At 54.1% G+C, this 25,851-nt stretch carries 28 protein-coding genes and 3 pseudogenes; 23 read left to right on the top strand and 8 right to left on the bottom strand.

Annotation, left to right across the window (positions count from 1 at the left end):
- Positions 1-40 precede the first annotated feature (40 nt).
- The 8 genes and pseudogenes from B9K09_RS10190 to B9K09_RS10155 form a co-directional block, all read right to left on the bottom strand.
- Positions 41-337: pseudogene (locus B9K09_RS10190) on the bottom strand (HU family DNA-binding protein); the annotation flags it as partial.
- A gap of 114 nt (positions 338-451) precedes the next feature.
- Positions 452-2,848: an endopeptidase La gene (gene lon / locus B9K09_RS10185; protein WP_087516699.1), complete on the bottom strand. Its 2,397-nt coding sequence runs from the start codon at positions 2,846-2,848 to the stop codon at positions 452-454.
- A gap of 150 nt (positions 2,849-2,998) precedes the next feature.
- On the bottom strand, positions 2,999-4,282 hold the full coding sequence (gene clpX, locus B9K09_RS10180; RefSeq protein ID WP_087516698.1) for an ATP-dependent Clp protease ATP-binding subunit ClpX: 1,284 nt from the start codon (positions 4,280-4,282) through the stop codon (positions 2,999-3,001).
- Positions 4,283-4,387: 105 nt separating this feature from the next.
- On the bottom strand, positions 4,388-5,029 hold the full coding sequence (clpP, locus tag B9K09_RS10175; protein ID WP_087516697.1) for an ATP-dependent Clp endopeptidase proteolytic subunit ClpP: 642 nt from the start codon (positions 5,027-5,029) through the stop codon (positions 4,388-4,390).
- Between the two features lie 94 nt (positions 5,030-5,123).
- Positions 5,124-6,434, bottom strand: coding sequence for a trigger factor (tig, locus tag B9K09_RS10170; RefSeq protein WP_087516696.1), 1,311 nt, complete (start codon positions 6,432-6,434; stop codon positions 5,124-5,126).
- A 1,443-nt stretch (positions 6,435-7,877) separates the two neighbouring features.
- Entirely contained in the window at positions 7,878-8,639 is a 762-nt protein-coding gene (locus B9K09_RS10165) for a DNA adenine methylase (RefSeq protein WP_087516695.1), read from the bottom strand.
- Positions 8,640-8,800: 161 nt separating this feature from the next.
- Positions 8,801-9,823, bottom strand: a complete 1,023-nt coding sequence (locus B9K09_RS10160) for a phage portal protein (protein WP_087516694.1) — start codon at positions 9,821-9,823, stop codon at positions 8,801-8,803.
- Complete coding sequence (locus B9K09_RS10155) at positions 9,823-11,583, bottom strand: terminase ATPase subunit family protein (RefSeq protein ID WP_087516693.1); 1,761 nt, start codon at positions 11,581-11,583, stop codon at positions 9,823-9,825. Before B9K09_RS10155 ends, B9K09_RS10160 begins: the two co-directional genes overlap by 1 nt.
- 156 nt (positions 11,584-11,739) lie before the next feature.
- Between B9K09_RS10155 and B9K09_RS10150 the strand changes: the two genes are divergently transcribed.
- From B9K09_RS10150 to B9K09_RS10040, 23 genes and pseudogenes are all read left to right on the top strand, one after another.
- A complete protein-coding gene (locus B9K09_RS10150; protein WP_087516692.1) occupies positions 11,740-12,594 on the top strand; it encodes a GPO family capsid scaffolding protein in 855 nt (284 codons plus the stop codon).
- A gap of 44 nt (positions 12,595-12,638) precedes the next feature.
- A complete protein-coding gene (locus B9K09_RS10145; protein ID WP_087516691.1) occupies positions 12,639-13,691 on the top strand; it encodes a phage major capsid protein, P2 family in 1,053 nt (350 codons plus the stop codon).
- 10 nt (positions 13,692-13,701) lie between these two features.
- Complete coding sequence (gene gpM, locus B9K09_RS10140; protein ID WP_087516690.1) at positions 13,702-14,427, top strand: phage terminase small subunit; 726 nt, start codon at positions 13,702-13,704, stop codon at positions 14,425-14,427.
- 398 nt (positions 14,428-14,825) lie between these two features.
- Complete coding sequence (locus tag B9K09_RS10130; RefSeq protein WP_087516688.1) at positions 14,826-15,287, top strand: head completion/stabilization protein; 462 nt, start codon at positions 14,826-14,828, stop codon at positions 15,285-15,287.
- Positions 15,287-15,496 carry a tail protein X gene (locus tag B9K09_RS10125; protein ID WP_087516687.1) on the top strand — a complete coding sequence of 70 codons (210 nt, stop codon included), beginning with the start codon at positions 15,287-15,289 and terminating at the stop codon, positions 15,494-15,496. The genes B9K09_RS10130 and B9K09_RS10125 overlap by 1 nt, the downstream gene beginning before the upstream one ends.
- The gene (locus tag B9K09_RS10120) at positions 15,487-15,975 is read left to right on the top strand and encodes a hypothetical protein (protein ID WP_177408658.1); all 489 of its coding nucleotides are present in this window, start codon (positions 15,487-15,489) and stop codon (positions 15,973-15,975) included. The genes B9K09_RS10125 and B9K09_RS10120 overlap by 10 nt, the downstream gene beginning before the upstream one ends.
- Positions 15,968-16,333 (top strand): putative holin, encoded by a 366-nt coding sequence (locus B9K09_RS10115; RefSeq protein WP_157699341.1) that lies wholly within the window; start codon positions 15,968-15,970, stop codon positions 16,331-16,333. The genes B9K09_RS10120 and B9K09_RS10115 overlap by 8 nt, the downstream gene beginning before the upstream one ends.
- Before the next feature lie 2 nt (positions 16,334-16,335).
- Positions 16,336-16,608: a phage holin family protein gene (locus B9K09_RS10110; RefSeq protein ID WP_087516685.1), complete on the top strand. Its 273-nt coding sequence runs from the start codon at positions 16,336-16,338 to the stop codon at positions 16,606-16,608.
- On the top strand, positions 16,605-17,447 hold the full coding sequence (locus B9K09_RS10105; RefSeq protein WP_087516684.1) for an N-acetylmuramidase family protein: 843 nt from the start codon (positions 16,605-16,607) through the stop codon (positions 17,445-17,447). The genes B9K09_RS10110 and B9K09_RS10105 overlap by 4 nt, the downstream gene beginning before the upstream one ends.
- Positions 17,444-17,650 (top strand): hypothetical protein, encoded by a 207-nt coding sequence (locus B9K09_RS10100; RefSeq protein ID WP_087516683.1) that lies wholly within the window; start codon positions 17,444-17,446, stop codon positions 17,648-17,650. Before B9K09_RS10105 ends, B9K09_RS10100 begins: the two co-directional genes overlap by 4 nt.
- A complete protein-coding gene (gene lysB / locus B9K09_RS10095; RefSeq protein WP_087516682.1) occupies positions 17,647-18,090 on the top strand; it encodes an Rz-like lysis system protein LysB in 444 nt (147 codons plus the stop codon). The genes B9K09_RS10100 and lysB overlap by 4 nt, the downstream gene beginning before the upstream one ends.
- Positions 18,005-18,208, top strand: a pseudogene (lysC, locus tag B9K09_RS22715) (Rz1-like lysis system protein LysC); the annotation flags it as partial. The gene lysB and the pseudogene lysC, both read left to right, overlap by 86 nt.
- Positions 18,201-18,728, top strand: coding sequence for a phage tail protein (locus B9K09_RS10090; protein WP_087516681.1), 528 nt, complete (start codon positions 18,201-18,203; stop codon positions 18,726-18,728). The pseudogene lysC and the gene B9K09_RS10090, both read left to right, overlap by 8 nt.
- Positions 18,721-19,185 (top strand): phage virion morphogenesis protein, encoded by a 465-nt coding sequence (locus B9K09_RS10085; RefSeq protein WP_087516680.1) that lies wholly within the window; start codon positions 18,721-18,723, stop codon positions 19,183-19,185. Before B9K09_RS10090 ends, B9K09_RS10085 begins: the two co-directional genes overlap by 8 nt.
- A gap of 189 nt (positions 19,186-19,374) precedes the next feature.
- A complete protein-coding gene (locus B9K09_RS10080; protein ID WP_087516679.1) occupies positions 19,375-19,635 on the top strand; it encodes a hypothetical protein in 261 nt (86 codons plus the stop codon).
- 226 nt (positions 19,636-19,861) lie between these two features.
- Positions 19,862-20,452: a phage baseplate assembly protein V gene (locus B9K09_RS10075; protein ID WP_087516678.1), complete on the top strand. Its 591-nt coding sequence runs from the start codon at positions 19,862-19,864 to the stop codon at positions 20,450-20,452.
- Positions 20,449-20,793: a GPW/gp25 family protein gene (locus tag B9K09_RS10070; RefSeq protein WP_087516677.1), complete on the top strand. Its 345-nt coding sequence runs from the start codon at positions 20,449-20,451 to the stop codon at positions 20,791-20,793. Before B9K09_RS10075 ends, B9K09_RS10070 begins: the two co-directional genes overlap by 4 nt.
- The gene (locus B9K09_RS10065; RefSeq protein ID WP_087516676.1) at positions 20,790-21,707 is read left to right on the top strand and encodes a baseplate J/gp47 family protein; all 918 of its coding nucleotides are present in this window, start codon (positions 20,790-20,792) and stop codon (positions 21,705-21,707) included. Before B9K09_RS10070 ends, B9K09_RS10065 begins: the two co-directional genes overlap by 4 nt.
- Positions 21,704-22,327 carry a phage tail protein I gene (locus B9K09_RS10060; RefSeq protein WP_087516675.1) on the top strand — a complete coding sequence of 208 codons (624 nt, stop codon included), beginning with the start codon at positions 21,704-21,706 and terminating at the stop codon, positions 22,325-22,327. Before B9K09_RS10065 ends, B9K09_RS10060 begins: the two co-directional genes overlap by 4 nt.
- Positions 22,324-22,782: pseudogene (locus tag B9K09_RS22800) on the top strand (phage tail protein); the annotation flags it as partial. The gene B9K09_RS10060 and the pseudogene B9K09_RS22800, both read left to right, overlap by 4 nt.
- Before the next feature lie 503 nt (positions 22,783-23,285).
- Positions 23,286-23,882, top strand: coding sequence for a hypothetical protein (locus B9K09_RS10050; RefSeq protein WP_087516673.1), 597 nt, complete (start codon positions 23,286-23,288; stop codon positions 23,880-23,882).
- 192 nt (positions 23,883-24,074) lie between these two features.
- On the top strand, positions 24,075-25,247 hold the full coding sequence (locus B9K09_RS10045) for a phage tail sheath protein (protein ID WP_087516672.1): 1,173 nt from the start codon (positions 24,075-24,077) through the stop codon (positions 25,245-25,247).
- Between the two features lie 40 nt (positions 25,248-25,287).
- Positions 25,288-25,803, top strand: a complete 516-nt coding sequence (locus tag B9K09_RS10040) for a phage major tail tube protein (RefSeq protein WP_087516671.1) — start codon at positions 25,288-25,290, stop codon at positions 25,801-25,803.
- The last annotated feature ends 48 nt before the right edge of the window (positions 25,804-25,851 follow it).

Below are 25,851 nucleotides of genomic sequence, written 5' to 3'. Positions count from 1 at the left end.
AGCGATGAAGCTGATCTGATGGGCAATGCCCCAAAGGCGCTTAGTTAACAGCGTCTTTCAGTGCTTTACCAGCTTTGAAACCTGGGATCTTGGCAGCCGCGATGCTGATTGGGTTGCCAGTCTGTGGGTTGCGGCCAGTGCGAGCTGCACGCTCTTTAACTGCGAAAGTACCAAAGCCTACCAATACAACAGAATCACCAGCCTTCAGAGCGCCAGTTACAGATTCAATTACTGCGTCCAGCGCGCGGCCAGCAACAGCTTTTGGGATATCAGCAGATGCTGCGATAGCATCGATCAGTTCCGACTTGTTCACTCTAAGTCCCCTTAATTTCTGTTGAGAATATTTCTTCGTTTTTTAGTGTACGTGAAGCGAGTGCTGGAGGGCTCATTAACCCCAATTAGAGCCGCTTTATAACAAGGGCTCTAAAATGGTGTCAAGGAACCCTTCCGGCTAATGCGTGCTGATTCGCTCCTTGGAATCAGACTCGCGAGTTTCATCCTTTGCAACTAACTCAGGAGCCGCATCAGCTAAGGGCTCCGGGGCGTATTGCAGCGCAATTTGCAGGACCTCGTCAATCCATTTAACCGGTTTAATCTGCAAGTCTTGTTTAATGTTCTCCGGAATCTCCTTCAAATCGCGCACATTTTCTTCCGGAATAATCACCGTTTTGATGCCACCACGGTGAGCTGCAAGCAGCTTTTCTTTCAAGCCGCCAATGGCCAAAACCTGACCACGCAAGGTGATTTCACCGGTCATTGCGACGTCTGCACGCACGGGAATCTCAGTTAGCGCTGAAACCAGCGCCGTACACATCCCTACACCCGCGCTAGGGCCGTCTTTCGGCGTTGCCCCTTCCGGCATATGGATATGGATGTCGCGCTTCTCATAGAAGTCGAGAGGCACGCCCAAACTTTTAGCCCGACTGCGCACAACTGTCTGTGCGGCGGTGATAGATTCAAGCATCACATCGCCCAGAGAACCGGTTTTAATCAGCTGACCTTTACCCGGTACAACCGCCGCCTCAATGGTCAGTAATTCGCCACCAACTTGAGTCCACGCAAGACCGGTAACTTGGCCAATTTGATCCTGTTGCTCTGCCAAACCATAGCGATGTTTGCGTACACCCAGGAAATCTTCGAGGTTTTCAGCGGTAACCAAGACCTTAAAACGCTTTTCTTTGGAGTGATCTTTAACCGCTTTACGGCACACTTTGGCGATCTGCCGCTCAAGGCTACGCACACCCGCTTCACGGGTGTAATAGCGAACGATGTCGCGAATGGCATCGACCTCAAACTCCAGTTCACCCTTCTTCACGCCGTTGGCCTGAGTCTGTTTGGGCGCTAGGTATTTGATAGCAATGTTAATTTTTTCATCTTCGGTGTAACCAGGCAGACGAATGACTTCCATACGATCCAGCAACGGACCCGGAATGTTCATCGAGTTGGCGGTACACAGGAACATCACATCAGAAAGATCGTAATCGACCTCAAGGTAATGATCGTTGAAGTTGTGGTTTTGCTCAGGATCGAGCACTTCCAGCAGTGCCGATGCAGGATCGCCGCGCATGTCCTGTCCCATTTTGTCGATTTCATCGAGCAAAAAGAGTGGATTACGCACACCAACCTTGGTCATCTTTTGAATCAATCTACCGGGCATAGAACCGATATAAGTACGGCGATGACCACGAATTTCCGCTTCATCACGCACACCACCCAAAGCCATCCGCACAAATTTGCGGTTGGTTGCAGTGGCAATCGACTCAGCCAGCGAGGTTTTACCCACGCCTGGTGGCCCAACCAGACACAGCACTGGGCCTTTGAGTTTCTTCACTCGCTTTTGCACGGCGAGGTACTCAAGGATGCGATCTTTGACTTCTTCCAGGCCGTAGTGGTCCGCATCGAGAATCGATTCTGCACGCGTCAAGTCAAGGCGAACCTTGCTCTGCGCTTTCCACGGCACATTGGTCAGCCATTCGATGTAAGAGCGCACCACCGTGGCCTCAGCGGACATCGGCGACATCTGCTTGAGTTTGTTCAGCTCGCTAGTGGCCTTGGCATGCGCGTCTTTACTCATGCCTGAAGTCTCAATGCGCTTTTTCAGCTCATCGATTTCGTTGTGGCCTTCGTCAATATCACCCAGCTCCTTCTGAATGGCCTTCATCTGCTCATTCAAGTAGTACTCGCGCTGGCTGCGCTCCATCTGCTTTTTAACCCGGCCACGGATACGCTTCTCAACCTGCAACAGGTCGACTTCGGCATCTAGCAAGGCCAAGACGTGCTCTACACGCGCCGGCAACTCGGTAATCTCGAGAATTTCTTGCTTCTGCTCGATTTTCAGCGCCATGTGCGCAGCCATGGTATCAACCAGGCGACTAGGCTCATCAATGCTATTAAGCGACGACAGCACTTCAGCCGGGACTTTCTTGCCCAACTGCACGTACTGCTCGAACTGGCTCAACAAACTACGGGTGAAGACCTCTGACTCACGCTCAGCAACTTCAGCTTCGTCAAGCAGCTGAACTTCGGAACGGAAGTAGCCTTCCGCCTCGATGAATTGCTCTATTTCACCCCGCTGCTCACCCTCAACCAGCACCTTAACGGTACCGTCAGGCAGCTTGAGCAGCTGCAGCACCGTCGCAACGGTACCAACTCGGTAGAGCCCTTCTTCATTTGGATCATCGTCAGCCGGATTCTTTTGTGCGACCAGCAGGATCTGCTTTTCGCCAGACATAGCGGCTTCGAGTGCTTCTATGGATTTTTCACGCCCTACAAACAGCGGGATGACCATGTGCGGATAGACCACGACATCGCGCAGCGGCAAGAGAGGCAATTCGATGGTTGTCTTCATGATTTCGGCTCTACAGTGACCATACGGCCGTAAACGATGGGAATGACCCTTAACCCTAAGATGGGGCTACCCCCAAGAAAAAACAAGCGCTACAACTGAAAAACAAAAAGGGCCCGCAGGCCCTTTTGCACTCAGGATGTAACAGACGGGTTAAGCGTCCGGTGCAGCCTTAGCTGGCGGCTCACTGTTTTCATAGATCAACAGTGGTTGTGAAGTGCCATCAATCACGCTTTCGTCGATGACGACCTTGCTGACATCAGTCTGAGACGGAATCTCATACATGGTGTCGAGCAGAATGCCCTCAAGGATAGAACGCAAACCACGAGCACCGGTTTTACGCTCCAACGCTTTGTGCGCGACTGACTTCAGGGCGTCTGGACGGAACTCCAGATCAACTCCTTCCAACTCAAACAGCTTGGCGTATTGCTTGGTCAGCGCGTTTTTCGGCTCAGTCAGAATCTGCATCAATGCAGCTTCATCCAGCTCGTCCAATGTTGCGATAACCGGCAAGCGGCCAACGAACTCAGGAATCAGGCCGAATTTAACCAAATCGTCAGGCTCGACATTGCGCAGCGATTCACCGATTTTCTTGCCAAGGTCTTTACTGCGAACCTGAGCGTTGAAACCGATGCCACCTTTCTCAGAGCGGCCCTGAATCACTTTTTCCAAACCAGAGAACGCACCACCACAGATAAACAGAATGCTGCGGGTATCAACCTGCAGGAACTCTTGCTGCGGATGCTTGCGACCACCTTGCGGCGGAACCGAAGCAACGGTGCCTTCAATCAGCTTCAGCAATGCCTGCTGAACGCCCTCACCCGATACATCACGGGTGATTGACGGGTTGTCAGACTTGCGCGAAATCTTGTCGATTTCATCGATATAGACAATGCCCATCTGAGCCTTTTCTACATCGTAGTCGCACTTCTGCAACAGCTTCTGAATGATGTTCTCGACGTCTTCACCGACATAACCAGCTTCGGTCAGGGTGGTGGCGTCAGCAATGGTGAACGGGACATTAAGCAAGCGTGCCAGGGTTTCAGCCAGCAGGGTTTTACCCGAGCCAGTTGGACCGATCAGCAAAATATTGCTTTTACCCAGCTCAACATCGTCATTTTTCTTGTCGCGCTGATTAAGGCGCTTGTAGTGGTTGTACACCGCTACAGCCAAAACCTTTTTCGCACGCTCCTGACCGATCACATACTGATCAAGGATCGCGCTAATTTCTTTAGGCGCAGGTAATTTGTGTGCACTGCTCTCGGCCTGGGCTTCTTGCACCTCCTCGCGGATGATGTCGTTGCACAGGTCGACGCACTCGTCGCAGATAAAGACGGAAGGACCAGCAATCAATTTACGTACTTCATGCTGGCTTTTGCCGCAGAAGGAGCAATAAAGCAGCTTGCCGTTGTCCTCGCCGTTGCGGGTGTCAGTCATTCGATCAATCCAATACGGTAGGCTTGAAACACAAGATGAAGGCAAACGTGGGCTTTTTCAAGTCCACAGGTGGTTAGTTAGACCAACCACCCTCATCGGAACTGCTTAGGCTGGCATGTCGCGCTTCATCATGACGGAGTCGATCAGGCCATATTCAGCCGCACGCTCAGCGCTCATGAAGTTATCGCGCTCGGTGTCACGCTCAATTGTTTCAAGCGTTTGACCGGTGTGATGTGCCAGCAAGGTATTCAGACGGTGACGAATGTGAAGGATTTCCTTCGCATGAATGTCAATGTCCGACGCCTGCCCCTGGAAACCACCCAGGGGCTGGTGAATCATCATCCGCGAATTCGGCAAGCAATGACGCTTACCTGCCGCACCGCCAGCCAACAAGAACGCACCCATGCTGCAGGCTTGACCAATGCAGGTGGTCGACACGTCAGGCTTGATGAATTGCATGGTGTCGTAGATCGACATACCAGCAGTCACCGAGCCACCTGGCGAGTTGATATACAGATGAATATCTTTATCTGGATTTTCTGCTTCAAGGAACAACAGCTGAGCAGCAACCAGGTTGGCCATATAGTCTTCGACTGGGCCAATCAGGAAGATCACTCGCTCCTTGAGCAAACGTGAATAAATGTCGTAGGCGCGTTCGCCACGGGCCGATTGCTCGACAACCATAGGAACCAGGCCGCCAGCGGCTTGAATGTCAGGCATTTGTTGCATAAAAGGATTGCGGGACATTTCTTGCACTCGCTCCCTAAAAATAGTCATATTTCAAATACGCATAAGCCAGCGCGAGGGCTGGCTTATGGTGTGTTCGAACGAGGTAAAGAAATCAGTCGGCTTTTGGAGCTTCCACCGGCTTGACAGCTTCTTCGTAAGAGACCTTTTTATCGGTCACATTAGCCTTCTGCAAAACAGTATCTACAACTTGCTCTTCGAGCACAACAGAACGAACTTCGTTCATCTGCTGATCGTTCTTGTAGTACCAGGAAATAACCTGCTCAGGCTCTTGGTAAGCGGAAGCCATTTCAGTGATCAGCTCTTTGACGCGAGCGTCATCTGGCTTCAAATCGAACTGCTTAACCACCTCAGCAACGATCAGGCCCAGCACTACGCGGCGCTTGGCTTGCTCTTCGAACAGCTCGGCTGGCAGTTGGTCTGGCTTGATGTTGCCACCGAACTGCTGAACAGCCTGCACGCGCAGACGGTCAACTTCGCTCGACAGCAGCGCCTTAGGCACTTCAATTGGGTTTGCAGCCAACAAGCCGTCCATCACCTGGCTCTTAACCTTGGATTTGATGGCCTGGCGCAGCTCGCGCTCCATATTTTTGCGAACTTCGGCGCGGAAACCGTCGATGCCGCCTTCTTTAATACCGAACAGAGCGAAGAAATCGTCATCCAGCTCAGGCAGCTTTGGCGCAGCAACAGCAGTTACGTTAACGGTGAATTCTGCGGTTTTACCGGCCAGATCAAGGTTTTGGTAATCTTCTGGGAAAGTCGGGTTGATGACTTTCTCTTCGCCAGCTTTAGCGCCAACCAGAGCGTCTTCAAAGCCAGGAATCATGCGACCAGAACCGAGAACCAGTTGAGTGGCTTTAGCCGAACCACCCGCGAATTCAACGCCGTCGATTTTGCCGACGAAATCGATAGTCAGCTGGTCGCCAGTTTCAGCGGCACGCTCTACAGCTTCAAAGCTGGTGTTCTGCTTGCGCAGGATATCCAGCATGTTGTCGACGTCAGTATCAACAACGTCAGCTTCCAGACGCTCAACAGCGACAGTGTCAAGGCCAGTCACTTCGAACTCAGGGAAAACTTCGAAAGTAGCAACGTACTCGAGGTCCTTGCCTTTTTCGAACGACTTAGGCTCAACAGCAGGCTGGCCAGCTGGGTTCAGCTTCTGCTCAACAACGGCCTCGTAGAAGGTCGCTTGAATCAGGTCGCCCAAGGCTTCCTGGCGTGCAGAATCTTCGTAGCGCTGACGAATAACGCTCATCGGTACTTTGCCTGGGCGGAAACCAGGGACCTTGGCGCGACGAGCAGTCTGCTGCAGACGCTTGTTGACTTCGGTCTCGATGCGCTCGACGGGTACGCCGACGGTCATGCGACGCTCGAGTACGGAAGTGTTTTCAACAGAAACTTGCATTGATAATCCTCGTTGCACAGACATATAAGCCGACTGTTTCCAGCCCCAAATCAAGGGCATGCATTCTAGAGGGTCAATTTACAGAAGTCACCCTAGATGCAGGCGGCAAACGGGAGATAACTAATAGATGGTATGCACGCAGAGCCTTGGGCTCATGCACTGGCCACCACTGCAGCAACGCCTTTAGACACGGGCATTGCGCTTTGTTAATCAGCGTATTTGTGTTCCCTAAACGCCTCCATGGCTTCACCAGGGATAGCCTTAAGGGCACAGCCGGGGCGCATAATACACCTTTTGTATTGACCAATGGAAAAAAGCTATTTCTGCCCTCGCCATCACTTAAGCGAACTGAGAACCACCCAGCACACCACGGATGCAACCCGCATCAATGGGGCGAAGCATGCGAGCCTTGCACTGGATTCACCCACGCACACTAACGCGCAGCCGCCAGACTATTAATACCCAGAAACGAAAAAAGGCAGCCTTTTGGGCTGCCTTTTTTAACGCTGCTTTTAAATGCTTTCGCCTTAAAAACAGTACCTTAATTGGTGCGGACGGAGAGACTCGAACTCATGCGAAAGCGCCTAGCAAGCCTAAAGCCCAGCGTTTACGGGCACAAGTGACAGCGAATCAGTGCGCGAGTGTTCCCAGAGTGTTCCCAAGCGTTTGCGCACCAGAACCTGAGACAGCCCTATCCCGGTGTGTTTCGCAGTTTTATGTTGACCCATGGGAAAAGGGTAATTTAGGTAATTTATTTATTAGACCATCTATAAATCCTTATAAATCAATTGGTTAAGCAAATATATTAAAGGTAATAAAATGGTAATTCTTAGGTTAGTCAATTACCTTTTTGCAAGGTCAGAAACCACTTTTACAAATCCCTTATAAAACAGGTACTTACATAAAAATTACCTTATCTATTACCCTAAATTACCCTCAAAGGTAATTAGCCAAACCCTAGTGCCACGTGGGCTTGAGCTATGCCAAAACCAAACCTAACCTAAATTACCTTTTCCCCAGCTATCTCCCGAAAATCAAAGACTCACAAAGCCACCTGTACGCGCTCAATAGCAGCTTTAGGCGCAGGGAATCGCAGGTATTTCAGCGCTATCTAAAATCCCGCCAGCGCAGACACAAGGCCGCACGCAGCCTTGTGCAGGAGTGAAGAAAAAACGACCTATTTAGACCGCAGGCGAGGTGGGGGGATGACGGCGCGCGCCGGGTGCTGTCACCCCATCCTTGCTTGCCCAACTGGCACCGGCGCCGCCCGTCACTTGATCGCCTGAAAGCCCCGCAAATACTGGTGCACAGCCCGTTAACGCTGGTCTTAAAGCCGTACAAATGTTAGTGTTTGCTGGGGCCTTTTTAGTTGTTGAAGCCCGAAACTTAGCTTGCGCAGACACAAAAAAGCCGCCCGAAGGCGGCTTAGTTATTTGCTTGGTACTACCAGTTGAAGTAGATAAGTTCGGTGACTTCTTTGCCACCCTTGCCACCCACGTTATGCCTGAATGGCACCTCTTTCAGCCTGAGTCCCGCAAACACCTCGCGAATTAACGGATGGTCGTTGATCGAGATAACCATACGACCTTTAATCGAGCCCGCCAAAGCTGCCATCACTTGATACTGCTCAACACCAAACTCACCAGGCGAGTACCCCGCTGTCTCTAAGTACGGCGGATCAAGGTAAAACAGCGTGTGCTCACGGTCGTAGCGTTTAATGCAAGCCTGCCAGTCAAGATGCTCAACCGTTGTACGTGACAACCGCAGATGAGCCTCACTCAGCTTCTCCTCAATACGCAACAGATTCAGCCTAGGCGGTGTAGTTGTCGCGGTACCGAACGTGCGGCTAACTGGCTTTGCCCCAAAACAGGTTTGCTGCAAATAAAAGAACCGAGCTGCCCGCTGAATATCGGTGAGGGTTTGCGGAACCTGCATGTTGGTCCACTCAAACATAGTTCGGCTAACCAACGACCACCGAAACTGGCGCACGAGCTCATCAAGGTGATGGGCCACTACCCGGTAAAGGTTTACCACCTCGCCATCAAAGTCATTTATTACCTCAACTTTGCTGGGCTCCTTCATAAAGAACATAGCTGCGCCGCCACAGAATGGCTCAACGTAGCACTCATGTGCAGGGAACTCAGGGAGGATGTGTTTAGCCATGCGGCGTTTGCCACCCATCCACGGAATGATTGGTGAAGACATTAAGTGATCCTTGTTTACACTGTCGGATTGACTTAGGCTTCGCACCCCCTGCGCAGTGGGGCGAGGCCTTGGTTGGATCACTCGGCTAGCTCGAGTGTTCTAGCGTCTGGCTGGTGTTGACGCACAAGCCAGTCGCCTCGTTTTTCTTACTGCGTGGGGTACTAATTCCCCTGTTCTGTCTCAAATGGTAGGAACCGCACCACCTCCTCCCCCATCCAGTCATTAAGCTGCCTGAACTGTTCCTGCAGCGGCTCCAGTTCAAGGCGGGCGTAGGTTTCTGCCGCTTCTTTAAGCGAACCGAAGCCGCCGGCGTTTTTTGGCACGATGCCCATCAGTTGCGGGTACATACGCAGCGCGGCAAGAACGTCCTCGCGGGTTTGGTCTTTGATCGAATTGAACTCATCTTTCGCGGCCACTTCGCTGACCGGGATGATTTGCAACCCTTCTTTCTTGCCGTTGGGCGCGTAGACAAATAGGTTGCGGAAATTCCCCGGCCCTTTGGAGTTTTTAAGCGCTGTGCGCAGATCATCAATATCGGCCTGATCCTGAGCAGCGTCAGTCATGTAAAGAATGAAGCCCGCGTGACTGCCGTTTTCGTAGTACTTGCGTCGAAATAACGTAGCCGACTGATTGAGCAGTGCCGACTGCAGCGCACTCACCCACTCAGGCAGACCGTAAATCTCCTGGTGTAGATCCATCTCACGCAGATGAAAAATACTACCCGCCTCAAATTCATGCTCTTGCTGACAACCCTGCACTTGGAAGAACCTATCGTCTTTGCCAACCCGCATGTACTTAGCCAGCGGCGCCTGCAGGGTTATTGCGTTACCCAGTACAGACACGCGCTTTTCAACATAGCTATTGCCTAGCGCTAAATAATCCAGCGCCCACTGGTTAAAGACCTGGCGCGACAACAGCTTGTGCGGGATGAATGACCGGCTTAGTTGATTGCGCTTAAAGCGCAAACCAGAGTCTAGATGCACGCTGGCCTTAACAGAACGTGCCAAACCATCCATAGACAGCGGCGGTTCATACCAGCGTCCGTTAAACCAGCACTCCAAATAATCAAAAACCTCCCGTGATGACAGCACGGACGTGGGCTCGCCAAAGCTGAACACCACGCTGCCCTTTGGCTTTTCTGCTTGGGCAGCAGTAACCGCCACCTCAGTACCTGTTGTAGTCATCAAAAAATCTCCATCCGCCCAGTGTTGGCAGTTGTCTGCCCCTCAAGCGGCTCGTTATGCAATGCGTGGAATAAAGCCCACGCCAGATCGGCGTGGCCTGTTGCGTCTGTGCGCCCAGCGGTATAGGTCGATTGCCGCCCGCTAGCGGTCATGGTTTTGCGGATAGCCATCAAGGCCTGGGCCATATCCGTCCAACCGGCATCAAACTCAAGGCGCCCTTTGTGGATCACGTCATAGGCCTTGAGAACCAGTTGGGTTTTAACTTCTGGCGAATAGCTGAACGTTTTCACGTTCGGGAAGAACTGCTTAACCAGCTGGGCTACGCCAGAGCCCATGCCGGTGGTATCAATGCCGATATACGTCACCCAGTAGCGCTGAGTGATCAGCCGGATTGTTTCGGCCTGTGAGGCAAAGTCCATCCCGCGAATTTGGTGGCGTTCAAGCACCCTAAACTTGCCCCCTGGCACAAGTGGCGGTGCCACAACCACTAGGCCCGAACAGTCGCCCGTCTCTGCTGGGTCATAGCCAACCCAAACCGCTCGATCACCAAAAGGCCGCGCCGCGAATGGTTTGTAGTCATCGCCCCATTCGTAAAAGGTATCGACCATGCATTTTTGCAGCACGTTGAGCGGGAAGATCGATGCACCGTCATCAACAAACTGACACATGAGCAGGTTGGAAAAGGCCTCTCCGCTGTACTCAAGGCGCAGCTCATCAATATCAAAAAGATCGCACCCGCCCTGCTCTGCATCGAGGATGGTGACGATTTGCCGCCAGATTTTGTCCTCGCACAAGCGCCCCTGCTGCAACGCCTCATGCTTAACGTTGATGTTCAGGTGTTGCGCCGTTGGCTTGCCTTTGTTGAGCCGCTCACCTGTCCAAAAGGTGTAAGCCTCATGCCCCATGCTCGAAGGCGTTGAGAAATAGGTGCGTCGATACTGCTTTTGCATCGCCATGCCGCTGGCGACCTTGTTCAACTCGTTAAACTTGAACGTCCAGAAGAACTCATCGAAATAAAAGTTGCCGTGGTAACCCTGAGCGGTGCGGGCGTTGGTACCTAGAAAGTGCAGCTCGGCACCGTTGGCCAGAATGATTGGATCGCCAGTCAACTCAACGCCGGTAACCTCACGTGCGAATGCCTGAATGTAAGCCTTGAAAATGTGCGCCTGATTCTTTGAGGCTGACAAAAATATCTGATTGCGCCCGGTCACCAGGGCATCAAGAAACGCCTCACGCGCAAAGTAATACGTCGCACCGATCTGGCGGCTTTTGAGAATTGCCCTGGTGCGTTGATTGCCCGCCCGGTACCAGTCCAACTGGTAATCGAAGCAGCCCTCAACAAACGCCTCGGTGAGCAGCTCAATCATCTGCTCATCAAATTCGTTACGCTTTGGCTTCTTCTTTGGCCCTTCGTTGCGCCTGGCAATGCCAGGGTTTAAATCGGTTTCGGTACCGCCGCTCTGATAGCGCGCAATTCTTGCTTGACGCTCCAACTGGCGATGCAGCAAATCAATCTCTTTGAAATCGCCGCTGGTTTTGCCTTCCTTCAAAATCAGTTGGACCAGCCGCGCTTCCAAAGCCCCGCCAATGCGCTCAACGTTGTCAGCCTGATCCCACTCATCACGGGCTTTCCATGAATGCAGGGTCTTTTCTTTCTCCCCTAAAAACTCGGCAATTTCAGTGACGCGCCAACCCGTCCAATACAAAAACTTTGCTTGGCGGCGGTTATCGCGGATAGGAATTTCAACGGCAGCATTCATGGCGCAGATGCTGACGCCCTCGCGCGAGCCTAAGTAGCGGCGCCATCTGTAGCTCCCGCCCTGTACAAACGCCCCACATTGCTCGACAGCGCTCAGCTGCCGACCATGCCCTCAACGCAACGGCAGAACGCCGACACCGCATTGAGGAAAGCCCGAATGGCCAGTTCAACCAACCCAGCTGCTAAAAAATTCCGCTCCAATTGGTTCCGCGTCGCCGTTGAAGGTGCCACATCAGACAAACGCAAAATTCAACGCAGCTGGCTTGAACAAGCCGCTAAAAACTTCAACCGCTCGACCTATGGCGCCCGCGTATGGCTTGAGCACTTTCGCAGCCTGATGCCAGATGGTGCATTCAAAGCCTATGGCGATGTGCTCGCGGTAAAAGCCGAAGAAGTTGATATCAACGGCCAGAAAAAACTGGCCCTGTTCGCCCAGATCGAACCGACCGCCGACCTGATCGCGCTCAACAAAGCCAAGCAAAAAATCTACACATCCATCGAAATCGACGACAGCTTTGCTGACACCGGCGAGGCTTACATGGTCGGCCTTGCCGTTACCGACTCACCGGCCAGCCTGGGCACCGATGTGCTGGAGTTTTCGGCGCAAAAACCAGACTCAAGCCCATTCAAAGACCGCCACTTCTCCAACACCTCAATGTTTACCGAGTCGCTGGAGGCAGAACTGGTCTTTGAAGAAATTGAAGACAAACCAAGTATTGGTGCAGCGCTGTTCAGCAAGGTTCAAACCCTGCTCAGCGGCAAGCAGGCCAAAGACGACAACGAGTTCTCCGCCGTTGGTGAGGCTGTTGAGGCCATCGCCCAACACAGCAAAGAGCTCAGCGATTTGCTGACTGCCGAGCAGAAAAAGACGGCTGAGTTAAGCACCAAGTTCAACACCCTCGACACCGAATTCAAGGCGCTCCAAACGCAGTTGGCTGGCACGCGAAGCCAGCACCAACAGCAGCGCCCAGTAGTAACTGGCGGTGATGGCGCCTTGCTGACTCCTTACTGATCCCACGGCCCAACCGAAAACCCTATTCACCGGAGAACACCCCCATGCGTAAAGAAACTCGCTTCGCCTTCGCCGCCCTGGCCGTGCAAATCGCCTTGCTCAACGGCGTGGCCAGCGCCCACGAAAAATTCAGCGTCGACCCATCCATCCAGCAAAAGCTCGAAGTAGCGGTGCAGGAGTCCGATGGCTTCCTCAAGCAAATCAACATCATTGGCGTAGATGAACAGTCCGGTGAAGCCCTTTTACTTGGCGTTAATGGACCGATTGCTAGCCGCACTGACACCGCCGGCGGTACTGCCCGCAGCCCGCAAAACCGGAGTGCCCTGAGCAAAGACACCTACACCTGCAAGCAAACCAACTTTGACAGCGCGTTCCCCTATGCCTTGCTCGATGCTTGGGCCAAGTTCCCCGACTTCCAGGTCAAGTTGAGCAAAGCCATCATCATGCGCCAAGCCCTCGACCGCATCATGATCGGCTTTAACGGCACCAGTGCTGCCGTCACCACCGACCGTGTCAGCAACCCATTACTGCAAGACGTCAACATTGGCTGGCTGCAGAAGATCCGCACCGGCGCCACCGACCGCGTGCTCGACAATGCCACCATCGGCCCGCGTAAAGTCATCAAAGTGGCTGGGGTAGATACCGTCTTCGAGGGCGACTATGCCAACCTCGACGGCCTGGTATTCGATGCCGTTCAAATGCTCGACCCATGGCACCGCAGCCGTCCAGATCTTCGCGTACTGGTTTCGCGCAACCTTATGCACAGCAAACTGCTAGCCGCCGTGGAAAAGGGCGCCGACTCCAACGAGGAAGAAAACGCCGCGCAAGAGATCGTCAGCCGCGCCCGCCTGGGTGGGCTGCAAGTGGTCGACGCACCGTTCTTCCCGGATAACACCGTGCTGGTCACCACACTCACCAACCTGTCCATCTACTACCAGAACGGCGCACGCCGCCGTCACCTGAAAGATGAGCCTGAGCTGGACCGCATCGCCGATTACCAGTCTTCCAACGAAGCCTACGTTATTGAAGACTTCGGACTGGTAGCTCTGGTTGAAGGCATTACTGCCGTCGACTACCCAGAACCGACCGAAGCCTAAGAGGCGCGCCATGCACCTGACACCAGCCCAACGCAACCAGCTGCGCAAACGCGCAGCCATCGAGGCCGCAGCCGCATCACCCGCCATCAGCATGGAGGGCGCAACCACCTACGAGCTACAGCTCGGCCAGTTGGCACAGGATCGTCTGCGCCTCAAAAACGTCCAGAGCACAGAGGGCAAAGTCGAGCTAAAAAAACAGCTGCTACCGGCTTATCTGCCCTATGTTCAGGGCGTTCTGGCGGCGGGTAACGGAGCTCAAGACGAAGTCATTACCACCATGATGACTTGGCACATCGACACTGCGGACTACACAGGCGCCCTCGAGATTGCGGCCTATGTTCTCAAGCACAAATTGGTAATGCCTGACCGCTTTGCCCGCTCCACCGGCTGCTTTATCGCAGAAGAAATCGCAACAGCTGCACTTAATGCGCAAAAACGCAGCGACAGCTTTTCGCTCGATACGCTGCTCAAAGTCGAGCAGCTGACCGCCAGCGAAGACATGCCCGACCAAGCCAGAGCCAAATTACACCTGGCCATGGGCAAGATTTACAGCGGCATGGTGGTCGACGACAAACCGGCTGAAACCGATCACGACAACATGCAAACCGCCAAGCTGCATTTGATGCGCGCCATTGAGCTGCACAACAACTGCGGCGGCAAAAAAGATTTAGACCGCGTTGAGCGCTGTCTGAAAAAACACGCTGCAACCTTGGAAAACGAGAACGAAAGCAGCTAACCGAGCGTCCCCACGCACCCCGGCGGCTCGGGGCTGATCCAAGGGTTATCTCCTTCCCAAAGTGACGCCCCGACCACCGCCGACTTATTCAACACAGCAGGCATTACGATGGATGAGTTTAAAAGACAGTACCTGTGCAGCTTTCAGCAAAGCCCGCATGATGTCCTACTCGCTACTCTTGCTGAGCAATATGCAATATCGGCTGAAGAATACGACCGCAAAGTCTGTACCGGCCCAATCATCCGCAATGAGGTAATGCCTGCAAGCTCCCGCGAAAGGCATTTGATCGCCCGAAATGCAGCATCATCGTTTAATAACCTTTGCTTAAATTACCCGCAATTCACCCGGCAAGAGTTACGCCGCGCAATATCCAAGGCTGACCAACGGGCTCGCCCACAATGAGTGGATTCATTGCCGGTGGTACAGCCGCCGCGTTCACCCTGAGTAATGACGGCTTTTGGCCTGATATAGATGCAGAGGCCGTGCGTGAAGCGCAGCGCATCAATCCCAGCGTGACCAATAAGCGCCTAGAAGTAGCCATCGTTGGCGCACTCATCAACGTCAACCGCCTGCTCAAGCCGCTCAAGGTCAGCTGGCAGGCCGAAGGCTATGCCACCTTGGCAGACGTGCCAGCCGAGCAGCTCAACGGCGCCAGTATTTTGCAGGCCCAGTACCAGCGCGCCATTTACTGCAGCACTTCGGTTGAAGTGGCCGAGCGTTACCGCAGCTACGACACCACCAACACCGGCGAGAAAAACGCCGAAGAACTCACCGCATCGATTGATGAGCTGCGACGCGATGCCCGCTGGGCTGTGAGTGACCTGCTGGGTATGCGCCGCACAACGGTCGAGCTTATCTAATGGAAATTGCATACGCCCTGCAGGGCGACACCCTCGACCAACTGTGTTGGCGTCATTACGGGCGCACCAAAGGTGTGGTTGAGCAAGTACTGCAGGCCAACCCCGGCTTAGCCGAACTCGGCACGACCCTTCCCCACGGTAGCCGCGTCAAACTCCCCACCGCCCCGGCCGCAGCCGAGCAACGACAAATGGTGAACCTATGGGACTGATTTATTTAGCGCTCTATAAAAGCAAAGGCACCCTATTTAACCGCCTGATCCGACTTTGGACGCGCTCAGCCTATAGCCATTGTGAACTCGTAATGCCCGATGGCCGCTGGCTCTCAGCCTCGGCTATGGATGGTGGCGTACGCGCCAAACGAATCGACTTCAACCCAGATCATTGGCACATGATCCCATTGCCTTGGGCACATTCAGAACTGATCGAGGAGGTGTTTAAAAATCACCAGGGCAAAGGCTATGACTGGCTTGGAATTATGGCCAGCCAGATCCTGCCCATGGCCATTGACGACCCGAAACGCATGTTCTGCAGCGAGTTCTGCGCCCGTGCTCTTGGCTTTGCGCTCGGTCAACGCTACAGCCCTGCGTTGTTGGGTGAGGTAGTCGACCGTATCAACCGCTTGCCGCTCGTTGGTATAGACATGGCCGATGGGCCTGACCAAACAGTTGTATGGAGGCGTAATGTCTGAGCCAACCACAGGTGCTGTCATGTGCGCCGCTGCAGCGAGCGTGGGTATTGCAGGCTGTATGCCTTTGATCGACGGCAATGCCCTGTTCGGATCAATCATAGGGGCTGCTCTGATTGCCATGCATCAGAGCGAGATAAAGCCATGGCAACGCATTATTGGCCTACTTATCTCAGCTTGCGTGGGCTATGTGAGCGCTTCTGAAATCGTCACGCAAACCCCTATAACCCAAACCGGTCCCGGTGGTTTTGTTGGTGCGTGCTTGGTTGTCCCCATAGCACTCAAAGCCCTAGAGCTTATCCAGAAAACAGATTTTTCAGGCTTTCTACCGGCTTGGTTCAAGCGCGGAGGAGGACAGTAATTATGTTTGCCAATCTCATGCCACTGCTAGCCGCTGTTGCTTATATCGCATCAGCCATGCGTCTTCTGTGTTTCCAACGTAACGGAGGGCGCATTCGGCGCGGGATATCGCTAATTGCCTGCCTGCTTATCGCTGCCCTGCTCTGTGCAGGTCTTGAAATCTTGCTTTACAAGCCACCAGTCAGCCTATGGCAAACAGCAATTGCTGTACTGCTATTCATTCTTTGTTATCGATCACGCGGCAACCTTGCCGCCCTGTTGAGGCCAAACCTATGACTGTTAAGTTGCGCCATGGCGACCGCTCACAAGCTGTCAGCCAATTGCAAAAAAAGCTCAATGCCAATGGTGCAAAGTTGGTGACTGATGGTGACTTCGGCGACGAAACAGAAAAAGCAGTACGTGCGTACCAACGTAAAGTCGGGCTGGTCGATGACGGTGTTGCCGGACAAAAAACCCAAGCCGCATTAAGTGGCGCAAGTTGTGTCCTGCTGCTCGGTCACGCTGACCTGGCAGCCGCGGCTAAACGCTTAGGTGTCGACCTCGCCAGCGTGTATGCCGTGAATGAAGTGGAAAGCCTTGGCTCTGGGTTCGCCAGCAACGGCAAACCAACCATTCTTTTTGAGCGCCACGTCATGTACCGCCAGCTCAGCACACCAGTGCATGCCGATGATGATGCCTCTCAACTGAAACAGCATGCTGATGAGCTCGTGCTCACCAACCCCAACTTAGTCAATCCAAAGCCAGGTGGTTACGCGGGCGGAACGGCTGAACATCAGCGCCTGGCACGTGCCCGCATGATCGATGACAGCTGCGCCCTTTCCTCCGCCAGCTGGGGCGCGTTCCAGATCATGGGCTACCACTGGGAGTTGCTCGGCTACAGCAGCGTTCAAGACTTTGCAGAGCAGATGGCCAAGAGCGAGGCCGAGCAGCTCGATGCCTTTGTTCGTTTCATCGAAGCCGATCCAGCGTTGCACAAAGCACTCAAGGCCAAGAAGTGGGCAGAGTTCGCCAAGCGCTACAACGGCCCCGCATACGCTCGCAACCTGTACGACGTGAAACTCGAACGCGCTTATCAGCGGCACACAGCATGCGGCTGTGAGAAGGCAGCGGCATGACTCTGCCAGAAAATATCCGCAGACTTGAGCTGCGCGACGGTGACGTCATCAGCTTGCCCGCTCACACCAGTCCGGAGGAATTTCAGCAGTTTGTTGATGCACTACGGGACCTTTACCCCGTTAAACGCTTCCTTATCGTCCTGGGTGATGTGCACTCATTGGACGAGCGTGCCATGAACGCTGCTGGCTGGTACCGCAAATGACAACCCTGCGCCAAGCTCTGCTGGGCATTGCCCTGCTTGCAACGCTTGGTCTGCTGATCTGGGGCCAGCAACAACGCATTGAGTCTGCCGATACCCGCGCAAAAGCAAGCGCCCAGTTAGCAAACAGTTGGCAACAAGAAGCCGCCCGCCAAACCAGCAAAAGCAAACAGTTCGCCAAGCTGCTGGAAACCGAGCGCAGTGCCCAAGCCAGCCTACGCATCACACAAAACCTATTGCGCCAAGGCATTAGCGAGCGTGAACAGCAAATCGAGGTGCTTAAACGTGAAAACCAAGCCTTTAAAGATTGGTCTGCTCAGCCTTTGCCTGAGCCAGTTAGCCGCTTGCGGCAGCGCCCCGCCCTTACCGGCGCCGACGCTTATCGTAAGTGGCTGTCCAGCGGTAACGCCTTGCACCCTGTCACCGACCAGCCCCCAAAGTAACGGCGCATTACTCACCGATATCGAGCGCATCGAAACCGACTGGGCCACTTGCGCGGCTCAAGTTGACACTGTGTATGCCTGCCAACAGCGCCTGCAAACTGAGCAACCCCATGAATAAACTCAACAGCCTACGCACGCACCTTCTGGCCAACCTGCCTGAGCTCAAAAACAACCATGAGCGGTTGCTGATATTTGTCGATCAAGGTCGCATACGCTCGACCGCAGCATCGGGCTTGTCGTTTGAGTACAGCTACACAGTCAATATCATTCTCACCGACTACACCGGCTCGCCAGACGCCGTTGCTGTACCGTTGTTAGCGTGGGTAATGGTCAATCAATCTGAGCTGATGACAAACCTTGAAAAAGGCAAAGAGGCCATTCAGTTTGAAGTCGACGTGATTGATGAGAACCAAGTTGATATGTCACTTACTCTGCCGCTAACCGAGCGGGTGATCGTCAAACGCCTAGATGACGGTACTCTGCAAATAACCCATCCAGAAGAGCCCCAATACACCGAACATTTGCCGGCCACCCCGATGCAACTTATTGCAAACGGTGACGTGCTCAGCAGTTGGACCAGCGCCGAGCCCACCGGCGTAGACATCGAAACACCGCAACCGGGGCCAAGCCGTGGCTGATGACCTAAGCGCACTTGAAGACTGGGCCGGTGCGCTGCTCAGCCGATTGCAACCCAAAGGGCGCCGCCAGCTCAACACCCGTATTGCCCGCGAATTGCGGCGCAGCCAGCAGCTGCGTATTGCCGCACAGCGTAACCCTGACGGGACCGCATACGCGCCGCGCAAAGCTCGCGCCCAGCTTCGCCAGAAGCAAGGCCGCATCAAACGCAAAATGTTCACCAAGCTGCGCCAAGCCCGCTATTTGAAAGTGCAGAGCACCGCCAACACCATCGGCATTGGCTTTCTTGGTCGTACAGCCCGCATTGCCCGTATCCACCAATACGGCCTGCGTGATCGCCCAGGGAAAGAATCCCCCGACACCCGCTATGACCGCCGCGAGCTGCTCGGCCTAAGCACTGATGACCTAGACATGATCCGCACCTCACTGCTTAATCACCTGGTCGGGCATCGCCCATAAAAAGCAACACTTTGATCGACGTCGAAAAAGCACTACGGTTAAACCGAACTCACACCAAGTGTTGGATATTTGAACTCGTTGTAATCAAAACTCGATGCAAGTAGATTGGTTAATCTCCTGCAGACGGGACCAGTGACTATTTAAAAATGTAAAACGCTGTCTATCAATGGTTAGATTTAGGAGAAACATATGAATAACGATCTGACAGATCAGGTGATGACTAAAGAGGAACTTTTGGAGAGAGCCAAGACTCTGGCCACACCAATCGATTTTGAAAATTTGATTGCTGACGGCATTCTTAAAAAGAAAGGTGCGGGCTACGTAATCCTAGATATGAACCGCCTACCTGAGCATGCTAAAAGCCAAATAATTGGGTGTTCAGAAGGGACGGTGAAATTTTCCAAGTCAACTAAATCTGCACAAAAACTTGTTGATAAACTCTCAAAATAGAATCGTAAAAAAGCCCTATCGGTTTGCAAAAGTATCCACAGGAATACGCCAGTACTAGTAGCTTTCACTGCGTTGAAAGATGTTATGCAGCTTGGCGTACTAAGAGCCATAGGGTTTACCACTTGATATTTTTTGCAGTGATTGCATAGCCCGCCCCGCGCTGTAACTCATATTGCTACAACCCCACCGCAGTGCATCGCGCGCGTAAGCCCGCGAACATGGCGGCATGAACTTGCTCACCGAAATTACTCGCCGCCTCGATAACATGATCCGCCTTGGCACCATTGCCGAGGTTGATCATGGCGACCCCGCACAACAAAAAATGCCGTGCTGCAGGGTCAAGACCGGCAACATTACAACCGGCTGGCTCCCGTGGCTAAACCTGCGCGCCGGTGAAACACGCACATGGGAACCCGTCACTGTGGGCGAACAATGCGTTGTGTTCAGCCCGAGCGGTGAACCCACGCAAGGCATCGTGTTAGTTGGTATTTACTCGAGCAACCACCCGGCCCCAAGTAACAGCCCTGATAAGCACAGTACCACTTACCCAGATGGTGCTGTGATTGAGTACGACCACGCGGCCCATCATCTGCTCGCCATTCTGCCCGCTGAGGGCACAACTGAGCTGGAAAGCCTCGGTGGCATATCCATTAAAGGGCCAATCACTCACGAAGGTGACTACACCCAAACCGGCAACCAAAACGTAACCGGCAAAGTCACCGTGAGTGTCGATGTAGTGGCCGCAGGTGTGAGCTTGGTCAATCACAAACACACCGGCGTAACACAAGGCAGCGCCCAAACAGGTACGCCTGTATGAATCGTAATAACGGTAGCGCCATCGGCAACCTGGACCACCTGCGCCAGTCAGTGTCAGACATTCTCACCACGCCGGTGGGCAGTCGCGTGATGCGCCGTGACTACGGTAGCCAGCTATTGGAGCTTATCGACCAGCCTTTCAACGGCACAACCAAACTACGCGCCTATGCGGCCACCGCCATGGCGGTGATGCGCTGGGAGCCACGGCTAAGCCTCACCCGCGTGCAAATAAGCCAAGGCACCGAGGCCAGCTTCGCCGTGCTCGATTTAGAAGGCACCCGCATCGACACTAACGAAGCAATCACCCTGCAGGTGCCTCTGGTGCTGGGAGCCATCGCATGACCAGTTTCAGCCCGATAGACCTATCACTATTACCGGCCCCACAGGTAGTTGAGCCCCTCGACTTTGAGGTGATATTTACCCAGCGCAAAACAGAATTAATCAGCCTTTACCCTGCCGAACAACAGGCCGATATTGCTGCGCGCCTTGAGCTGGAATCCGAACCCCTGGTCAAACTGCTGCAAGAGAACGCCTATCGCGAGTTGATCTGGCGTCAACGCGTCAATGAATCCGCACTAGCGGTCATGCTGGCTTTTGCCACCGATAGTGACCTTGACCAAATCGCCGCCCGTTTCAACGTCAATCGGCTGATCATCACACCCGCAAACCCTACTGCAACACCACCTGTTGAGGCCGTGCTTGAGGGTGACGACAGCCTTCGTGAGCGCACGCAAATGGCACTGGAAGGCCTGAGCACCGCTGGCCCGCGCAACGCCTACATATTCCACGCCCGCAGCGCAGATGGCCGGGTTGCCGACGCCACCACCATCAGCCCGGCGCCCTGCTACGTGACCGTCACGGTGCAATCTGCCATTGGCGACGGCAGCGCCGATCAAGACTTGCTCGATGTTGTAGCGGCGGCTTTGAATGATGAAGATGTGCGCCCAGTGGCAGACCGCGTAACCGTGCAAAGCGCCACCGTAGTGCCGTACAGCGTCACCGCAGTGCTGTTTGTAAACAGCCTAACGCCAGAATCAGAGCTTGTGCTCGAAGCTGCACGAAACGCGCTGGCCACGTTCGTCAACCAACGCCGCCGACTCGACCAGGGCGTGTACCGCTCAGCCTTGGACGCAGCTTTGCACGTTGAGGGCGTGCGATATGTCGAGCTGACAGGCTGGGAAAATATTCCCGCAAGCGCTACCGCTGCGCCTTACTGCACCGCCACAAACGTAACCATGGCTGAGCTGCAAGCATGAACAAGTACAGCTCGCTAATGCCCTCAAACAGCACCGCGCTAGAACGTGCGGCGGCTCAGGCACTGGCCAGCATCGAGCGCGTACCAATACCGCTGCGTGACCTATGGAACCCAAACACCTGCCCGGCTGATCTGTTGCCGTATTTGGCTTGGGCTTTCTCCGTTGACCGTTGGGACACGAACTGGTCAGTGGCAACCAAGCGCAAAGCCATCCAAGGCGCGTATTTCATCCACGCCCACAAAGGCACCATCGGTGCGCTACGGCGGGTAGTTGAACCGCTGGGTTACTTGATCGAAGTACTTGAGTGGTGGGAGACCGCGCCACCAGGCGAACCCGGCACCTTTCAACTAGTGGTTGGAGTACTTGAAACCGGCATCACCGAAGAAATGTACACCGAGCTTGTGCGCCTGATTGATGACGCCAAGCCCGTCAGCCGTCACCTGACCGGCCTTGCAATCAGCCTTGAAACAACTGGCACCACCTATATTGGCGCGTCCATGAATGACGGCGAAACCGTCACCGTTTACCCCTACTCCCCCGGCCCTATTGAAGTCAGCAGCGCTGCGCTGTTGCTCGGTGGTGCTGAGCACTCAATCGACACTATGAGCGTTTACCCATGAGCCAAACTTACTTTGCCATCCTAACTGCCATCGGTGAGGCCAAACTGGCCAACGCCGTTGCGCTTGGCACCCCGCTGCAAGTCAGTCGCATGGCTGTAGGCGACGGTAACGGCAATCTGCCAAACCCCGACCGCCTGCAAACTGCACTCATCAACGAGCAATACCGCGCAGACCTCAACCAACTGAGCGTTGACCCGGTAAACGACAGCCAGATCATTGCAGAGCTGGTCATACCCGAGAACACAGGCGGCTTTTGGCTGCGTGAAATGGGTTTGTATGACGCAGTTGGTGACTTGATAGCAGTGAGCAACTGCCCGCCAAGTTATAAACCGCAACTTGCGGAAGGTTCAGGACGCACGCAAATCTTGCGCATGATTCTGATCGTGAGTAGCACTGCTGCTGTGCAGCTGAAAATCGACCCAAGCGTGGTACTGGCAACTCGCGCTTATGTCGATGCCGGTGATGCAATCGCCACTCAGCCAATGGCCGAGGCTGGCGAAGACAACAGCAAAAAGATGACACCGCTTAGGGTGTTTCAAGCGATTCGCTCAGCGTCTGCAAATGCAACAGATTTGCTGCGTGGGGTTCTACGCATAGGTACTCAGAGTGAGGTCGATGCTGGAATTTTAGATGATGTCGCTGTTACACCTAAAAAAATCCGTTTAGGTTTTATTTTAAGTTTTGGAACAAATGGCTACCTAATCCTCCCAACCTGGATGGGAGGATTCATATTTCAATGGGGAAACATTACTAACTCCGCCGCTGATATTGAAACCTCACTTCCAATTACTTACACCACCGCCCACTTACATGTATTCGTAACACATGGATACACGCCAGGCACAGGCCTTGTCGCCTCAATCGGAGGCTCTCCAAAGTCGCTAGGCTCTCTGATTTCACGTAGTTCAAATAGCTCTCTTGGTGCTCGATTCTGGTCAATTGGAAAATAGGTGTCAGCATGCATTACTACAGTGCTTTAACTAACCGTTGCTATATCGGTGAACTGAAAGAAAATTACAAAGCCAAAGGCAATTGGCCAGAAGACGCGCGACAATTATCTGCAGAGTTATTCGCAGAGGTCGTCACCAATCGACCGAATGATAAAGTGATGGTGGCTGGAAACGATGGTTTGCCGATTCTTACAATCGCCAATCCTGTAACAACTGAGTCACTTTGCATACAGATCGACACCGCAGCCGACTTAGCCCGTCTCACCGTTGCTGGCGACCCTCTGCGCGCAACGGAGTACGAACGTGCTGCTGCAGAAGCCCAAGCATTCAAAGACGCTGGCTATCCTACTGAGTCAGTACCGCGCACTGTTGCAGCCTATGCAATCAATGGCCGCACGGCACAGCAATCTGCTGACAGCATTCTGGCTGAGTCTGCCGCGTACATTGAAGCGCTGTATTGTTTGCGTGAAACCCGACTTCAAGCCAAAGAACTAGTGCGCCAAGCCATGGGAGCCGGCAACACCGCTCAGGCAGAGGACATCGCCGCCGAGGCCATTGCCACAATCGAAGCCATGATCTCGGGTGTAGGCAACAGCCCCGCATAACCTGCTGCTGCACCTCAACAAGCCCCGCACGCCGGGGCTTTTTATTGTGCGCGCTGTAACGTCCTCCGCTACAACGCCAACTGCTCGCCCCGCTCCCGCGCGCGCGTCACCCTGCAGGCTCAATGGTTCAGGAATCTGAGCCGCAACTCTAGCCTCAGAACTCGCTCATAAGCCGCGCAGGAGCAGCCAACCATGGCAACCGATTATCACCACGGCGTTCGCGTCATTGAAATCAATGAGGGCACCCGCCCCATTCGCACAATTTCCACCGCTGTAATCGGCATGGTTTGCACTGGCGCCGATGCCGACGAAACAGTATTTCCGCTTAACACCCCTGTGCTGCTCACTGATGTACTCAGCGCTATAGGCAAAGCCGGTACAACCGGCACACTTGCTGCCAGCCTTGATGCCATTGCAGACAACGCCAGCCCGCTCACAATCGTAGTGCGCGTTGAGGAAGGTGAAGACGAAGCAACAACCAGCGCCAACATCATCGGCACCGTCACCCCTGCGGGCCAATTCACCGGCCTCAAAGCCCTGCTCGCAGCCAAAACAAAACTGGGTGTTACCCCGCGTATTCTCGGTGTGCCTGGGCTTGATTCACTGCCCGTCACCACAGAGCTGGTCGCAGTTGCACAACAGCTGCGTGCATTCGCTTATGCCTTCGCCTGGGATTGCGCCACCAAAGAGGAAGTTGTGGCTTACCGCGACAACTTTGGCGCCCGCGAGTTGATGCTCATCTGGCCTGACTTCCTGTCATTCGACACCGTGACCGCCACAACTGCCAACGCTCCAGCGGTAGCCCGCGCATTGGGCCTGCGTGCCAAGCTCGATGAGCAAGTCGGCTGGCACAAAACCCTGTCCAACATTCCGGTCAACGGTGTTACCGGCATCAGCAAGGACGTGTTCTGGGATCTACAAAACCCAGCCACAGACGCTGGGTACCTCAACGAAAACGAAGTCACAACGCTCATCCGCGAGGGTGGCTTCCGCTTCTGGGGCTCACGCACCTGCAGCGATGATCCGCTGTTCGCCTTTGAGAACTACACCCGCACGGCGCAAGTGCTGGCCGACACCATTGCCGAGGCGCATCTATGGGCCATCGACAAGCCGATGCACCCCTCACTGGTGCGAGACATCATCGAAGGCATCAACGCCAAGTTCCGTGAGCTCAAGTCGCAGGGCTACATCATCGATGCCCAGTGCTGGTATGACGAATCGGCCAACGACGCCACCACCCTCAAGGCAGGCAAGCTCTACCTCGATTACGACTACACGCCAGTGCCGCCACTTGAAAACCTGCTGCTACGCCAGCGCATCACCGACCGTTACCTGGTCGACTTCGCCAGCCGTATCGGCGGTTAACCACAGACCGCACCCGGCAACTATTTAGGAGAGCGCCGCCATGGCACTGCCAAAAAAACTTAAAAACATGAACCTGTTTAACGACGCCAATAGCTACATGGGCGTTGCCAAAACCGTCACCCTTCCCAAGCTCGCCCGCAAGATGGAAGCGTGGCGCGGTGCCGGTATGGACGGTCCAGTCAAGGCCGACATGGGCCACAGCGATGACGGCATCCAGCTTGAGTGGACGCTGGGCGGCTATGACTTGGTTGCAATTCGCCAATACGGCGTTACCTCAGCCAGTGCCGCGCAATTGCGCTGGGCCGGTGCGGTACAGCGTGATGACACCGGCGAAGTTTCGTCCGTTGAGGTTGTGGTACGTGGCCGTCATGAAGAAATCGACTTTGGCGATTCTGAGCCGGGTGAAGAAACCGAGCACAAAATCACCACCACCTGCAGCTATTACAAACTCACCGTAGACGGAAACACCGAAGTAGAAATCGACCTGCTCAACTTCGTGTTTATGGTCAACGGTGAAGATCGCCTCGCAGAACAGCGCAAGGCCATCGGCCTTTAACCCTCTTCACCCACAATGCGCGCCACCTCCGTGGCGCAATTACCTGTA

The organism is Pseudomonas sp. M30-35, assembly GCF_002163625.1.
Taxonomy (GTDB): domain Bacteria; phylum Pseudomonadota; class Gammaproteobacteria; order Pseudomonadales; family Pseudomonadaceae; genus Aquipseudomonas.
Note: the sequence above shows the minus strand (reverse complement) of the source record. Positions and strands in the feature narration are given on the sequence as shown.